The organism is Caldimonas brevitalea (assembly GCF_001017435.1).
GTDB classification, from domain to species: Bacteria; Pseudomonadota; Gammaproteobacteria; order Burkholderiales; family Burkholderiaceae_C; genus Caldimonas; species Caldimonas brevitalea.
Map to the genome: position 1 here is coordinate 6,254,998 of NZ_CP011371.1, position 15,197 is coordinate 6,270,194.

Here is a 15,197-nt window from a genome sequence, read left to right on the forward strand (position 1 = left end):
CGCGGCTCCCTCGTCTTGGGTCGCCAGCCTAGTCCGCGTAACTGAACGCATCAATCCCCGATTTCCGGGCCCTCCCGCGCTCGATTCGCTGGCGGGGGCGCCAAAGATTCGGGCCGGAGGCGTTTCGGGTCCGCAGGCCGTTGCGGTCAACCACAATCTTCCGACCCGTCGCACCCCCTACCATCGCCGCATGAACCCTTGGATTGGATGGACCCTGGCCCTCGCCGCGCTCATGATCGGCTGGCGCACACAAGGCTGGCCCGGCGTGCTGCTGGCCGCCAGCATGGTGGTGTTCTGGCTGTTGCTGCAGTTCAACAAGGCGGTGCGCGTGATGCGCCAGGCCGGCAGCGCGCCGATCGGCTACATCGACAGCGCCGTGATGCTCAACGCCCGGCTGGAGCGCGGCATGCGCATGCTGCAGTTGGTGCTGATCACGCGCAGCCTCGGCGACAAGCTGGGGGACCAGCCCGAGCGGTACCGGTGGACCGACCCCGGCGGCTCGCACGTGACGGTCGAAGTGCGGCGCGGCCGGGTGGTCGAGTGGGCGCTGGAGCGCCCTGCTGCCCCGGGCGAGTCGACCTGAACCGTCGCCGCGGCCGCCACCGCGGCCCGTGCTTCGCCTCCCCCCTGCTCACCCGTGCGCGGCGGCGCCCCACCCATCGCCGCCCCGTCGCCGCCCCCCGCGGCCGCCACCGCTGCCCGCGCTCGCTACCAGGCGCTGCCGTCCGCGCCGCCCCCTTGGCCGGCTCCCGATAAACCCTCGGTCCCTGCCCTGGACCTTCCCAAACCATTGACGCTTCCTTATCACCAGCCTACATTTCCCTCCGCTGGTGAAAGCGCTTTCATTCGCGCTGCCAAGACCGGTGTACTGATGGAGGAGACAAGATGAACCTGCCTTTGCGCCCGCTGCTGGGTGTTGCCCTGGTGAGTTGCGCCGCCGGCGCTTTTGCTCAGCAGACCTTGACCGTGGCCTCGTTCCCGAGCTTCGACGAGCACGTCAAGGCCGCCATCCCGCTGTTCAAGAAGGTGCGGCCGGATGTGGAAATCAAGCTGGTGTCCCTGCAGTTCGGCGACTACCACAACGCGATGACCACTGCGCTCGCCACCGGCCAGAACTTGCCCGACGTGATGGGCATCGAGATCGGCTTCGTCGGCAAGTTTGCCGAATCGGGCGGGCTGGAAGACCTGGCCAAGCCGCCTTACAACGCGCTCCAGTACCGCGACCAGTTCTTCAAATTCACCTTCCCGCAGGCGATGAACAAGGGCGGTGGCCTGGCCGCCATGCCGGCCGACGTGGGCCCGGGCGCGCTGTTCTACCGCAAGGACCTGCTGGACAAGGCCGGCGTCACCGAAGCCCAGGTCACGCAGTCGTGGGAGAGCTTCATCGAGGCCGGCAAGCAGGTCAAGGCCAAGACCGGCGCCTACATGATCCCGCATGCCAACGCGCTGATGGGCATCTACATCCGGTCCAACCTGAAGGACGGTGAAGGTGTGTACTTCGGCAAGAACAACACCGTGCTGGTGAACACGCCACGCTTCGAAAAGGCCTTCCAGCTGGCCAAGCAGGCGCGCGTGGCCGGCATCGATGGCCGCGTGACGGCCTGGACCAACGAATGGGCCGAGAGCTTCAAGCGCGGCAGCGTCGCCACCGAAATGATGGGCGGTTGGCTGGCCGGCCACCTGGCCAACTGGCTGGCACCGGACACCAAGGGCCAGTGGCGTTCAGCCAACCTGCCCAACGGCGCTTATGCCGCCTGGGGCGGATCGTTCTATGCCATCCCGAAGAAGATCGGTGACGACAAGAAGAAGCTCGCCTGGGAGTTCATCAAGTTCATGACCTTGAACAAGGAGATGCAGATCGAGGCGCTGCGCAAGGTCGACTCCTTCCCGTCGCTGATCGCCGCCACCACCGACCCCTTCATCGACCAGCCGATCGAGTTCCTGGGCGGCCAGAAAGCGCGTCAGCAGTGGCGCACCAGCGCGACCAAGATCCCGGCCATCGAGGTCCACAAGCTCGATCCGATCGCCAACGAAGTGATCACGGCCGAACTGGACAAGGTGCTGCAGCAGAACAAGGACATCAAGAAGGCCTTGGCCGACGCGCAGCAGGCAATCCAGCGGCGTATCCGCTGACGCGCGAGCCGCAGCGGCAGCCCTTCGCGGCCGCCCTGCGCCCTGAGACGAGGGGTGGGCCAGGCCCACCCCTCGTCGTTTTTGCTCGGTCCGTGCGGCCTTGCGCATTCCGGCCCGGCATGACATAAGGCCGGACCACGGCGCCGCGCCAGGCGGTGCGGCGGCGCGAGAGCGCCCACAAACGTAAAATCGCCGGCTTCAAGACCCAATAGACTGAGGAGTCCCATCATGTCGATGGACGATCGCGACGGAAAGATTTGGATGGACGGCACCCTGGTGGACTGGCGCGACGCCAAGATCCATGTGCTGTCGCACACCCTGCACTATGGCTGCGGCGCCTTCGAAGGCGTGCGGGCCTACAAGACGGCCAAGGGCACCGCGATCTTCCGGCTGCGCGAGCACACCCAGCGTTTGTTCGACAGCGCCAAGATCCTGCGCATGAAGATCCCCTTCAGCTTCGAGCAAGTGATGGAGGCGCAGCGTGAAGTCGTGCGCGCCAACCAGCTCGAGAGCTGCTACCTGCGCCCGCTCACCTGGATCGGCTCCGAAAAGCTCGGCGTCAGCCCCAAGGGCAACAAGATCCACCTGATGATCGCGGCCTGGGCCTGGGGCGCCTACCTAGGTGAAGAGGGCCTGCAGCGCGGCATCCGTGTCAAGACCTCGAGCTACACCCGCCATCACGTCAACATCACGATGACGCAGGCCAAGTCGGTGAGCAACTACACCAACTCGATCCTGGCCAACATGGAAGCCACCGACGACGGCTACGACGAGGCACTGCTGCTCGACAGCGCCGGCTTCGTCAGCGAAGGCGCCGGCGAGAACCTGTTCGTGATCAAGAACGGCGTGGTCTACACGCCCGACCTGTCGGCCGGCGCGCTGAACGGCATCACGCGCAACACCATCTTCGCGATCTGCGCGGACCTGGGGATCAAGATCGTCGAAAAGCGCATCACCCGCGACGAGGTGTACATCTGTGACGAGGCCTTCTTCACCGGCACCGCGGCCGAAGTCACGCCGATCCGCGAACTCGACCGTTTGCCCATCGGCGCCGGCCAGCGTGGGCCGATCACCGAGAAAATCCAGTCCGCCTTCTTCGACATCGTCAACGGCCGCAACGCGAAGTACGCGGAGTGGCTGACCCTGGTCTGAGTCCCCAAGAGGCCCCCCGATGAGCGAATTCGTCAAGTCCGTCGTCGAAGTCACCGCCCAGGACCTCCAAGGCCCTGGCGTCGTCTTCTGCCCCAACCCGAAAATGCCGCTGTGGAGCAACCACCCGCGGGTGTTCCTCGACGTGGCCGCCGAAGGCTCGGCGCGCTGCCCCTATTGCGGCACGCTCTACCAGCTGAAGGCCGGCGAAAAGGTGCACGGACATTGAAGCCGCCACGCCGCCCCGCCCTGCTGCCGAGCGCGCCAACGCGTCGAGTGACGCAGGGACGGGCGACGTGAGCTTCTCGCGCATCAAGCTGCTGCTGCTGTCGCTGCGCGACCTGATCCCCGCCGCCGCCCCCTTCATCGTGCTGGCGGTGGCCCTGATGGCCGTCGCCTACTGGGTGCTCGACCCGACGCCACCGAAGAAGCTGGTGATGGCCACCGGCACCGAGCAAGGTGCTTACGAGGTGCTGGGCCGGCGTTACCGCGACCTGCTGGCGCCTTACGGCATCACGGTCGAGCTGCGGCCGTCGGCCGGGTCGGGCGACAACCTCGCGTCGCTGCAGCGCGACGACTCCGGCGTCGACATCGCCTTCGTGCAGGGCGGTACGGTGCGCCGGCAACCGGGCCAGGAGGCGCTGCCCGACCTCGGGCTGGTGTCGCTCGGCAGCCTGTTCTACGAGCCGGTGTGGCTGTTCTACCGCGAGGACAGCGCCAAGCGCTTGCTGCGCCGGCCGCGCTTGCAGTCGCTCAGCGAACTCAAGGGATGGCGCTTCAACGCCGGCTCGCCGGGCAGCGGCGTGCAGCTGCTGGCGGCCGAACTGCTCGAACTCAACCGCATCGACCCGCAAGAGCTGAAGCTCGCCCACCTGCCCAACACGCCGGCGGTGGTCGAGTTGCTCGAAGGCCGCAGCGACGCGATGCTGTTCGTGTCGGCGCCCGATTCGCCGCTGATCCAGATGCTGCTGCAAACGCCGGGCATCCGGCTTTTCAGCTTCTCGCAGTCGCAGGCCTATGCGCGCAAGCTGCCGCATCTGTCGGCCGTGACGTTGCCGCGCGGGGTGGTCGATCTCGGCCACAACCTGCCGGCCGAAGACGTGCAGCTGATCGCCCCCACTGCCACCTTGATGGCGCGCGAGGGGCTGCACCCGGCGTTGATCCAGCTGCTGATGCAGGCCGCCACGCACATCCACGGCGAAGCCGGTTGGTTCGCGCGCGCTGGCGAATTTCCGAACGCGCTGAACACCGACCTGCCGGTGGCGGCCGAGTCGCAACGCTACCTGCGCAACGGCGCACCGTGGCTGCAGCGCTACCTGCCGTTCTGGGTCTCCAACCTGATCGACCGCATGTGGGTGGCGCTGCTGTCCATCGTCGCGGCGCTGATCCCGCTGTCACGGCTGGTGCCGCCGCTGTACGAGTTTCGGGTGCGCTCGCGGGTGTTCCGCTGGTATGCGCGGCTGCGCGAGGTGGAAGAGGGGCTGGAGCGACCGGACGCCGACACCGACGTGTTGCTGCAGAAGCTCGACGACGTCGAGGCGCACGCGCTGCGCATCAGCCTGCCGCTGTCGTATGCCGACGAGTTGTACGCGCTGCGCCAACACATCGATCTGGTGCGCGGCAAGCTGCAGCTCACCCGGGCGCGCCAGCGTGGCGAAGGGGCGCCGGCCGGCTCGGTGGTGGGCTGACCGCACCACCGCCCCGGCACCGGCGGCCTTCGTCAGGGTGATACCGTGGCCTGGCCCAGCACGTTGCCACTTTCGGCGTCGCGCACCTCGACGCTCTGCCAACCGCCGGCCGGCAGCACGGCAAACACGCAGGGGCGCGACAAGGCGGTCGCCGCATAACCGCCGGGTGCCGGGCGTGTCACCTTCACCGGCATCACCAGCGTGTCGCCGCGCCGGGTGAGCGTGGTGCCGGCGACACTCACCTGGTAGCCCAGCGTGGGCTGGGTGTCCATCACATACGCCACCACCCGCTGCTGCGGCCAGCGCAACGCCCGTCCCCAGCCGGTGTCCCCGGCGGCGCCGGCCCCCTGGCGCCAGCTCTGCGCGTTGCTGAACAGGCTCACCGGGCTGCTCGGCTCATTCAACGGGCACTGTCGATACGGGTACTGCGCGGTGACCGGGACGGTGGTGTTTTCGGTGCGGCCCACCTTCGCGCCGGCACCGGCGCCGCCCGCGCCGCCGATGCTGCCGGGCGTCTCGCAGCCCGTCAGCACCACCGCAGCGGCAACGCCGGCCAATAGTGCTGCGGTATGCCGGGCCGCGCGCGGCGAAGCAGAGGGCCTCGTGCGGGATCCAAAGCTGCGGGACATGTCAGGCTCCTTCATGATCTGATCGAAATGCATGCGGCGCTTTATACGCGAGCCGCCACGGCCGGCGCCGCGACGCCACGCCACGGGTGTGTCGGCGGGTTACGCCCGGGTGGGGGGCTGCTGCCGCTGCCACCATCCTTACAATTCGCGCTACTGAAAGCAGCTCATGAACCCGTCGCAAGAATTCATCCTGACCCTGTCGTGCAAGGACGCCAAAGGCATCGTCTACGCCGTCTCCGGCCTGCTCTACCAGGCAGGCTGCAACATCATCGACTCGCAGCAGTTCGGCGATGTGCAGGACCCCGACGGCACCGGCCTGTTTTTCATGCGGGTGCATTTCGAGGCGCCGCCTCACCTGGCCGACGCGGCCACGCTCGACCGCTTGTTCGTCAACGTCAGCCAGCAGTTCGGCATGGAGGCGAAGTTCCATTCGCTGGCGCGCCGCCCGCGCCTGCTGATCATGGTCAGCAAGCACGGCCACTGTTTGAACGACCTGATGTTCCGCTGGCGCTCGGGGCAGTTGCCGGTGGACATCCCGGCGATCGTCTCCAACCATCCCGACTTCGCCGAACTGGCCGCCAGCTACGGTGTGCCCTTCCACCACCTGCCCTTGCCGACCGGCGCGTCGGCCGAGGCCAAGCGGGCACAGGAGCAGGAGGTCGAACGCTTGTTCGAGCAGCACGACATCGACCTGGTGGTGCTGGCGCGCTACATGCAGATCCTGAGCCCGGAGTTCTGCCGCTTTCTGCGCGGGCGCGCGATCAACATCCACCACAGCTTCCTGCCAAGCTTCAAGGGCGCCAAGCCGTACTACCAGGCGCACGAGCGCGGCGTGAAGCTGATTGGCGCGACGGCGCACTATGTCACGGCCGACCTGGACGAAGGGCCGATCATCGAGCAGGATGTCGAGCGCGTCGACCATTCGCTGAGCCCGGAAGACTTCACCGCTGTGGGCCGCGACGTCGAATGTGTCGTGCTGGCCCGCGCCGTGCGCTGGCATGTCGAACACCGGGTGTTGATGAACGGCCCCAAGACGGTCGTCTTCACCTGAGTTTGGGGGCTCGGCGAGCCGCCCCTGCCTCGAAGCGAGGCGGGCGGCCCCTGCCACGCGCCCTGCTTCAACCCGCCTCTTCGTGACATCAGGAACCCGCCATGTCCAAACCTGTCGCCCTGCTCGCCTCGCCCGACGACATCGAAGCGCAGTTCTATGAAGCGCTGCAGCAGGGCGACGTCGACAAGCTGATGGCCGTCTGGTCGGACGACGACGAGATCGTTTGCGTGCACCCGGGCGGCCCGCGCCTGGTCGGTGCGGCCGCCATTCGGACCGCCTTCGAAGAGATGTTCGCCAACGCCCGCGTGCAGGCACGCGCCGACAAGGTGCGCCGCGTGCAGACCCTGACCACCGCGGTGCACAGCGTGCTGGAGCAAGTCGAGGTGGCCACCTCCGACGGCGTGCGCACCGCGTGGGTGGTGGCCACCAACGTCTATGTCAAAACCCCGCTCGGCTGGCGCATGGTGTGCCACCACGCCAGCCCCGGCACCACGCGCGAACTGCAGGACGTGGCCAATGCGCCCGCGCTGCTGCACTGACACCGGCCGGGGGTTGCGGCGATGCTGAGCTACCGCGCGCCACGCTGGTTGAGCGGCTCCGGCCCGGTCGGCGGCAACGTCCAGACCATCTGGCCGGCCCTGTTCTCACGGCGCTTTCTCGGCCCGCCGCCGGCCTATTCGCGAGAACGCTGGCCCACGCCCGACGGTGATTTCGTCGACGTCGACCGGCTGCGCTACGACACCGCGCACGCGCCGGCCCCCGATGCGCCGCTGCTGGTGATGTTCCACGGCCTGGAAGGCTCGTCGCGCAGCCACTATGCCGAGGCGTTCGCGCATTTTGCCGACCGCCACCGCTGGCACTACGCGGTGCCGCACTTCCGCGGCTGTTCCGGCGAGTTGAACCTGGCGCCGCGCGCCTACCACTCGGGCGACTATGAAGAGGTCGGCTGGATCCTGGCGCGGCTGCGCACGGCCCACAGCGGGCCGATGCTGGCGGTGGGCGTCTCGCTCGGCGGCAACGCCTTGCTGCGCTGGGCGGAAGAGGCGGGCGACACGGCAGTTCCGGTCGTCAAGGCGGTCGCTGCGGTGAGTTCGCCGCTCGACCTGGCCGCCGGCGGCATGGCCATCGGGCGGGGCTTCAACCGGCTGGTCTACAGCCGCATGTTCCTCAACAGCCTGAAGCCGAAAGCCTTGCGCATGCTCGCCCGCCACCCCGGGCTGTTCGACCGCGAGCGCCTGTTGGCCGCCTCGGACCTGTACGAGTTCGACAATGTGTTCACAGCGCCCCTGCACGGCTTCAAGGACACCGACGACTACTGGGCGCGCGCCTCCAGCAAGCCGCATCTGCACCGCATCCGCGTGCCGGCCCTGGTGCTCAACGCGCTCAACGATCCCTTCGTCCCGGCCGACAGCCTGCCACGGCCCGACCAGGTGGGGTCGATGGTGACCTTGTGGCAGCCCAGGCACGGCGGCCACGTCGGCTTCCCCTCCGGCAGCTGGCCAGGACACGTCTTGACACTGCCCGAACAGGTGCTGAGCTGGATGCGCAACCGGCTTTGAGCGAGCATTGCGGTTTGCAGTGAACGAGGAAGTCTCGATGGACGACATCGTCAAGGCCGCGCTGAAGAAATGGCCCAACGTGCCGGCATGCCACGGCTGGCTGGCCCTCGACGCACGTGGCGACTGGTACATGCGCGACGACCGCATCCAGGCGGCCGGCCCCTTCCCCGAGGTGAAGGGCAGCCGCATCACCCACGACAAGCTGAAAGACTTCATCCACCGCAACTATGCGGCCGACGAACAAGGGGCCTGGTTCTTCCAGAACGGCCCGCAGCGCGTCTACGTCGAACTCGAAGCCGCGCCCTACGTCTGGCGGCTGCAAGCCGACCCGAGCGGCCCGGTCGTCATCTGGGCCCACACTGGCACGCCGGCGCACTTCGAATCGGCGGTGCTCGATGAACATGGGCGCTTGTTTCTGCACACCGACCTCGGCTTCGGTGTCGTGCACAGCCTCGACATGGAGGCGGCCGCGCAGGCGGTGGAAACCGGCTTGTGGCCGCTGCAGGAGCTGCGCTTTGCCGAACTGCCCGGCCGCTTCGGCTACCGTCTCAGCCCGCAGCGCGATCTGGCGCCCGGCTGAGCCTCAACGCTGCACTTCATTGCCGCGCGTCGACGTCTTGCATCGGGCCTCTGCGCACCCATGAAAAAGGCCGGTCTCGAGACCGGCCTCTTCGCTTCAGATGGAAGCTTCAGCTGAGAAGCACAACGCTCACTTCGACGCGCTCACTTCGAGGCGTTCACCATGTAGGTGACGACTTCCTTGATGTCGGCGTCGCTGGCGCTCATCGCGCCACCCTTCGGCGGCATCGCGCCCTTGCCCTTGATGGCGCTGGCGGTCAGCGCGTCCAGGCCTTGCGCGAGGCGCGGCGCCCAGCCGGCCTTGTCGCCGACCTTCGGCGCACCGGCGACACCGGCCCCATGGCAGACCTGGCACGCCTGCGCGTAGAGAGCCGGCACGGCCGCAGCGGCGGCAGGCGCGGCGGCGGCCGAGGTGACCGGCGCCGAAGCGGCCGCCTGGGTCCCCATGTTGGCGGCGGCCACTGCGGCGGCCGCGTTCTGGGCCGCCTGGTTGTCCTGAGGGGTCGAGCCCGTGGCGGTTGTCGCGGTGGTGGGCGCCGCCTCCGCGGTCGGTGCAGCCGCCGGGGCCTTGGGCTCTTCGAACTTGCCGCCCGAGCCGTTGGCCATGTAGACCACCGCACGGCCGATCTCGAGATCGCTGAAGTCGCCGCCGCCTTGCGGGCCCATGGCGCCCTTGCCCTTCAACGCCGACTGCAGCAGCGTGTCGTAGCCCTTGGGCAGGCGGTCGGACCACGCGGCGGCATCGCCGAGCTTCGGCGCACCCGCAGCACCGGTCGTGTGGCAGGCCGAGCACTGGGCCTTGAACACGTCTTCGCCACTCTTCAGCGTGGCGGGGTTGGACAGGTCTTTCAGCTCCACGGTGCCCACCGGCTGGATGCGCCGCGCGACCGACTCTTCGCTGAAGGCGTCGCTGCCGGCGCCGGCCCGCTTGTCGGCGACCACGAAGGTGACCAGCAGCAGGATGACGACGATGGGGATCAGAAACGAGAAGACGACGGCGACGATGAGTTGCTTGGGCGTCTTGATCGGGCCCTCGTGCGGACTGTCGTGATCGTCGTGGGCGTTTCGTTGTTCGCTCATGGGCTCTATCCTCGACTGCGGGAGCTTGTGTTGGGGGGGCGATCGTCGCGGTGCAAAACCTTGGGATTATACGGGCCGCCCCCTCCCGCCCCGAGCCCCGAGCGGGCCGTGAAGCGCAGCACTTGGCGAAGATCGGACGATGAACTTCTGAAGTGCGGTTAACATACGCATCTTTGCGCCCGTAGCTCAGTGGATAGAGTATTGGCCTCCGAAGCCAAGGGTCGCTGGTTCGATCCCAGCCGGGCGCGCCATCTTCAGCAGCCGCAGCAGACACCGTCGTCGTCCGTCCTGTCCACCGGGCAGCGCACCGGACCCAGGTCGTCGCGCTGCGCTCGCGGCGTCGATGGCCGGCGTCTCTTGCCTGCCGTCTCTTGCCTTCCCTTCCATGTCTTGCCGTCGCTGAGGGCCGCGCTCCGGGGCCCGACTTCCAGCTGGCGCCCCCTCCCCGCTGCCGTGCTCCGCCGCCCGATCGACGGCCGGCCAGCTTTCACCATCGGTAACTTCGAGCCGACGGCCGGCACGACTACCATTTGACGACCCGGACCCGCCCGACCCGATCGCGCTGCCCGGCTGCCGCCCCCGCAGCTCGCGTGATACAAGGCCTGCCTGCGGTCCTGCGCACCACCCGCGCGAACAGGCGACAGCCCGCTGCCGCGCCGCATCCGGCGCACGGCGTCCGCGCACCGGCAAGCCGAGCATCGCCACACGAGAGGCATCGATGATGTGCACGATCGACGACGTAACCTCCGACCCGGCGGCCGAGAACGACAGCCCGCCGCTCGCGCCGCCACCCGGCCCGCCGGCCGCGTCGACACCCGGCCCGGTCACCCAGCTGTTGCAAAGCTGGTCGGGCGGCGACCCGCGTGCCCTCGACCGACTGCTGCCGATGGTGTACGACGAGTTGCGCCGCCTGGCCCGGCGCCATCTGCGTCACGAGCGCGAAGGACACACGTTGGGCGGCACCGGGCTGGTTCACGAGGCCTATATCCGTCTGGCGCAACTCGGTCCGGTGCAGTGCGATTCGCGCGCCCAGTTCTTCGGCTGTGCCTCGGTGCTGATGCGCCACATCCTCGTCGATCACGCGCGCGCCCGGCGTGCTGCCAAGCGCGGCGGCGGGGTGCCGGTACAGAGCCTCGACGTGCTGCAGGACGAAGCCGACACCGGCCTGCCCTCTGCGCTGCGCCTAGCGGCAGCCGACAGCGGTGACGAGGCGCTCGACCTGCTCGCGCTCGACCAGGCCCTCAAACGCCTCGAGTCGCTCGACCCGCGCCAGAGCCGGGTGGTCGAGTTGCGCTTCTTCGGTGGGCTGAGCGTCACCGAAACGGCCGAGGCGATGCAGATTTCCGAGGCCACCGTGAAGCGCGAGTGGGCGACTGCCCGCGCCTGGCTGCTGCGCGAGCTGGGCCGCACCAACGTCGACCGTCAGCCGCCTGGCCGATCGTCCGGCCGCACCTGAGATCACGCCCGGCGTCCCCTGCTGCGTGAGCCCCCCACCATGTCGTTTTCGCTTTCCGATCTTTCGGACGGGACGCAGCGGCTGACCGCGGCGTTCGACGCCGCCGGGGCCCACGCCCGGCGATCCCGGGCAGAAGGAGGCGACGGCATGGACGCGCGACGCTGGCAGCAGGTCAAGGGCCTGCTCGCCCACTGCCTGGAATTGCCGCTGACCGAGCGCAGCGAAGCGGTCGAGCGGCTCAGCGGCGACGACGACTGGTTGCGCCAGGAACTGGCGTCGCTGCTGGCCGCGGCCACCGCGGACGATGACCGCCTCGATGCGATGCCGGCGACGCGCGCGCTCGAAGCCCTCGACGCCTTCCGGCGGCCGGGCTGGGTCGGCCGGCACCTGGGGCGCTGGCGCATCCTGGCCCCGATCGCCACCGGTGGCATGGGCGAGGTCTACCGTGCCGAACGCGCCGACGGCCAGTACGAGCAGCAGGTGGCGGTCAAGCTGATGCGACCCGACCTGCCGCCCGACTTGCTGCTCGAGCGGTTCAAGGCCGAACGGCAGATCCTCGCCGGCCTCGACCATCCCAACCTGGCCAAGCTGCTCGACGGCGGCGTCACCGACGACGGCCTGCCCTATTTCGTGATGGAGCTGGTGCACGGCGAGTCGTTGCTGGCCTACTGCGACCGGCTGCGGCTGTCGCTGCACGAGCGGCTGCACCTGTTTCGCGCGGTGTGCAAGGTGGTGCACTACGCGCATCAGCAGGGTGTGGTGCACCGCGACCTGAAGCCGAGCAACCTGCTGGTCACACGCGACGGCACCGTGAAGCTGGTGGACTTCGGCATCGCCAAGCAGACCTCGGCGTCGACCGGCCGCGGCGCCGAACACACGGCGACCCTGCAGCGTGCGCTGACGCCCGAGTTCGCCAGCCCAGAGCAGATGAGAGGCGAAAGCGCCACGCCGGCCAGCGACATCTATTCGCTGGGTGTCGTGCTGTACCGCCTGCTTGCGCACACCAGCCCCTACGGCAAGGCTTGCGAAGACCGCTACGCCTTGACGCGCGCCATCTGCGACCTCGAGCCCGTGCCCCCCAGCCAGGCGGTGGCGGACGAGACTCCCGACGCCCGCGGGCTGCGGCGTCAGCTGAAGGGCGACCTCGATGCCGTGGCGCTGATGGCGCTGCGCAAACAGCCGTCACGCCGCTACGCCTGCGCCGAGGCGATGGCAGACGACTTGTTCCGTCACCTCGAAGGGCTGCCGGTGGCCGCGCGCCGCGGCGCGTGGAGCTACCGCGCAGGCCGCTTCGTGTTGCGCCACCGGGCCGTCCTGGTGGCGGCGCTGTTCGCCAACCTGGCCCTGGTGGCCGGCACCATGGTCGCCAGCTACGCCGCCTACGAGGCGCACCAGCAGCGCCAGCGCGCCGAGCGACATTTCGCCAATGTGCGACAGCTCGCCAACATGCTGATGCTCGATGTGCACAAGGCCGTCGAGACCCTGCCCGGCGCCACCCGCGCACGCGAACTGATCGTCCGCAACGCCCTCACCTACCTGCAGCAGCTGGACGACGAAGCGCGGGGTGACCCGGCCCTGCAGCTCGAACTCGCCGCCGGCTACCGCAACATCGGCGACATCCAGGGTGTGGTGTTCAGCCCCACGCCGGCCGACGGCCCCGGCGCCTTGGCCAGCTACGACCGTGCCCTCTCGCTGGTGCAAGCCCTGGCGGACGGACAGGCCGCGGCCGACACGCCGCAGCAGCAACAGCAGGGTGTGGCCGAGCAGGCCAGGCTGCACCAGCGCCGGGCCGCGGTGCTGGCGTCGCTCGGCCGGTTTGCGCAGGCCGAGGCGGCCGCCCGAGCCGGCATTGCCGCCGCCGAGCGGCTGCAACCTTCGGCGGCCATCGGCAGCGACGCCCTGGCCCGGTTGCTCGCCGCCCAACATGCCCAATTGGCACAGGTGCACCGACTGGCCGGCGACACCACCGCCTTCCTGGAAAGCTCTGACACGGCAGCCGCGCAGTTCGAGGCTGTGCTCATGCGCCAGCCGGACGACATCGAGGCCTTGCTGAGCCTGTCCGGTGTTCACGGCGAGCGTGGGGCCCACTTGCTCGAACGCAATACCTCCCCCGAAAGCGCCCGGCTGGCGCTGGAGGCCATCCGCAAGGCCATTGCGGTGCAGCAGGTGGCCGACGAGAAGCGTCCCAACCAGAAGCTGCTGGCGCGCAACCTGGCGGCGCTGCACAACAACGCCGGCGTGGCACTGATGCGTTTGCAGCGCCCGCGCGACGCCGAGGCGGAGCACCGCCACGCGATCGCATGGCTGGCCCCGCTCGTGGCTCGAGACCCGGGCGATGCGGCGCTGCGCATCGAAGCGGGCGCGGCGTCGGCCCTGCTCAGCGATGCGCTGTTGGCGCTCGACGACGTCGGCGGCAGTGTCGCGGCGGCACGCGCCGCGGTGGACGATTTCGAGGCCCTGCCCGCCGCGACCCGCGCGGGTGTGCTCAGCGAGCACACCTGGGGGCTCGGCCACTACCGGCTGGCCAAGGCGCTGCAGGTGCGTGCTGCGCGCCCGGGCCTCTCGGCCGCAACCGCCCGCGACGATGCCGAAGGCGCATGCCGCCACTACCGCCTCAGCCTGGCCTTGCTCGAGGCCCACCGGCCGGGCCTGCCTGGCACCGGCAGCGCGACCGTCGTCACGCCGCAAACCGTTCGCGAGGCCCTGCAGAACTGCCCGCCCTGAAGGCCGTAAGGGGCGGCGCGGCCGGCTGCCGTGACGTATGTGACCGATCTGACGCGGCGGTATCCAACTGCAACGTCGCGAGCTGCGCCGGATCATTTCTACGCTTGAGTCGACATGGGCAACGTGATGCGACAAGAGCTGGGTGGGGCGGCAGCCATGTGGTACGACGCGGTGATGCCGCGCGCGGCGAACGGGGCGTCGCACGAGCGGTCGGCCCCGTTGCCCCGCGCTGCGCCGGCCTCGGCGCCGCCGGCGGTGATGCTGCACGACGAGCCGCCAGCGCGCCGCTTGCCGACCCGTGCGACGCCCGGCCACCCCTCGCTGCTGACCGCACTGATGGGGTCGGAGAGCCCCGCCGAACGGCAACGTACGGTGAGCGCGCTGGTTCGCACGCTGGGCTTCGAATGGCTCGGCTATTGGCGGATCACCCAGGTGGCCGACCAGGCGGTGGTGCCGCTGTCTTTCTGCACCACCTACGCCGACCGCACCTGGGCCGAACGCTACTTCGCGCAGGCCTACCACGAGATCGACCCGCGCCTTCAGCTGGCGCTGCGGTCCAGCCTGCCTGCCGTCTGGGCCCTCGACCAGTTGCAGGCCCAGGCGAACGGCGACCTGCAGGGCTCGCGGCTGCGCCGGTTCGTCGCCGACTTGGCCGCCACCGGCATGCGCTCGGGCGTGATGTTCGCGTTGCCGGTCGGCTCCAGCACCGAACGCCACGTTGTCAGCCTGCTGTCAGCCACCCCGGGAAACAGCTGGATCGGCGACGGGCTGCTCGGCCAGGTGTTGACGCTGGCCTTGTGCCTGCACGAGTTCTACACACGCTACAGCGCCCTGCCCCAGGTCGAGCCAGGTGGCACGCCGCGGCTCACACCGATCCAGCGCGAGATCCTCGCCTGCGTCTCACAAGGGCTGGGCGACAAAGAAATTGCGTCGCGCCTCGACCTGACACTGCACAACGTCGACTACCACATGCGGCAGCTCCGGCGCCGGTTCTCGGTGCGCAACCGCGTGCAGCTGATGCAGGCGGCGCAGAGCCTCGACTTGCGGTAGTTGTCCTGTCTCAGAAATACGCGGCACAGCCTGTGCCGCAACAGCGCGACCCTGCGCCACACGCTGCGGCCTGCACGGCCGGTTGCTGACGTCGGCCGG

14 protein-coding genes and 1 tRNA gene are annotated in these 15,197 nt (G+C 69.0%); 13 read left to right on the forward strand and 2 right to left on the reverse strand.

The window, feature by feature from the left end; translation table 11 throughout:
- Positions 1–190: 190 nt before the first annotated feature.
- The 5 genes from AAW51_RS26695 (at position 191) to AAW51_RS26715 (ending at position 4,970) form a co-directional block, all read left to right on the forward strand.
- A complete protein-coding gene (locus AAW51_RS26695) occupies positions 191–583 on the forward strand; it encodes a hypothetical protein (protein ID WP_047197046.1) in 393 nt (130 codons plus the stop codon).
- Between the two features lie 302 nt (positions 584–885).
- Entirely contained in the window at positions 886–2,133 is a 1,248-nt protein-coding gene (locus tag AAW51_RS26700; RefSeq protein WP_047197047.1) for an ABC transporter substrate-binding protein, read from the forward strand.
- Between the two features lie 228 nt (positions 2,134–2,361).
- Complete coding sequence (locus tag AAW51_RS26705) at positions 2,362–3,285, forward strand: branched-chain amino acid transaminase (RefSeq protein ID WP_047197048.1); 924 nt, start codon at positions 2,362–2,364, stop codon at positions 3,283–3,285.
- A gap of 19 nt (positions 3,286–3,304) precedes the next feature.
- Positions 3,305–3,511, forward strand: coding sequence for a zinc-finger domain-containing protein (locus tag AAW51_RS26710; protein WP_047197049.1), 207 nt, complete (start codon positions 3,305–3,307; stop codon positions 3,509–3,511).
- Positions 3,512–3,578: 67 nt separating this feature from the next.
- Entirely contained in the window at positions 3,579–4,970 is a 1,392-nt protein-coding gene (locus AAW51_RS26715) for a TAXI family TRAP transporter solute-binding subunit (RefSeq protein ID WP_047197050.1), read from the forward strand.
- 32 nt (positions 4,971–5,002) lie between these two features.
- Here AAW51_RS26715 and AAW51_RS26720 read toward each other — a convergent pair whose 3' ends face one another.
- Positions 5,003–5,599, reverse strand: coding sequence for a protease complex subunit PrcB family protein (locus AAW51_RS26720; RefSeq protein WP_169788094.1), 597 nt, complete (start codon positions 5,597–5,599; stop codon positions 5,003–5,005).
- 166 nt (positions 5,600–5,765) lie between these two features.
- On the opposite strand from AAW51_RS26720, the gene purU reads away from it, so the two are divergent.
- The 4 genes from purU (at position 5,766) to AAW51_RS26740 (ending at position 8,789) form a co-directional block, all read left to right on the forward strand.
- The gene (gene purU / locus AAW51_RS26725; RefSeq protein ID WP_047197052.1) at positions 5,766–6,650 is read left to right on the forward strand and encodes a formyltetrahydrofolate deformylase; all 885 of its coding nucleotides are present in this window, start codon (positions 5,766–5,768) and stop codon (positions 6,648–6,650) included.
- A 101-nt stretch (positions 6,651–6,751) separates the two neighbouring features.
- Positions 6,752–7,189 (forward strand): YybH family protein, encoded by a 438-nt coding sequence (locus tag AAW51_RS26730; protein WP_047197053.1) that lies wholly within the window; start codon positions 6,752–6,754, stop codon positions 7,187–7,189.
- 21 nt (positions 7,190–7,210) lie between these two features.
- Complete coding sequence (locus AAW51_RS26735) at positions 7,211–8,209, forward strand: YheT family hydrolase (RefSeq protein WP_047197054.1); 999 nt, start codon at positions 7,211–7,213, stop codon at positions 8,207–8,209.
- Positions 8,210–8,246: 37 nt separating this feature from the next.
- Positions 8,247–8,789, forward strand: coding sequence for a DUF2946 family protein (locus AAW51_RS26740; RefSeq protein ID WP_047197055.1), 543 nt, complete (start codon positions 8,247–8,249; stop codon positions 8,787–8,789).
- A gap of 143 nt (positions 8,790–8,932) precedes the next feature.
- On the opposite strand, the gene AAW51_RS26745 is transcribed toward AAW51_RS26740, so the two are convergent.
- Complete coding sequence (locus tag AAW51_RS26745) at positions 8,933–9,868, reverse strand: c-type cytochrome (RefSeq protein ID WP_047197056.1); 936 nt, start codon at positions 9,866–9,868, stop codon at positions 8,933–8,935.
- Positions 9,869–10,043: 175 nt separating this feature from the next.
- Between AAW51_RS26745 and AAW51_RS26750 the strand changes: the two genes are divergently transcribed.
- The 4 genes from AAW51_RS26750 (at position 10,044) to AAW51_RS26765 (ending at position 15,098) form a co-directional block, all read left to right on the forward strand.
- Positions 10,044–10,119 (forward strand) — tRNA-Arg (locus tag AAW51_RS26750).
- Between the two features lie 467 nt (positions 10,120–10,586).
- A complete protein-coding gene (locus AAW51_RS26755) occupies positions 10,587–11,324 on the forward strand; it encodes an ECF-type sigma factor (protein WP_238947701.1) in 738 nt (245 codons plus the stop codon).
- Between the two features lie 147 nt (positions 11,325–11,471).
- Positions 11,472–14,048, forward strand: a complete 2,577-nt coding sequence (locus AAW51_RS26760) for a serine/threonine-protein kinase (RefSeq protein WP_047197057.1) — start codon at positions 11,472–11,474, stop codon at positions 14,046–14,048.
- A gap of 114 nt (positions 14,049–14,162) precedes the next feature.
- Positions 14,163–15,098, forward strand: coding sequence for a helix-turn-helix transcriptional regulator (locus AAW51_RS26765; protein WP_053013943.1), 936 nt, complete (start codon positions 14,163–14,165; stop codon positions 15,096–15,098).
- Positions 15,099–15,197: the final 99 nt, after the last annotated feature.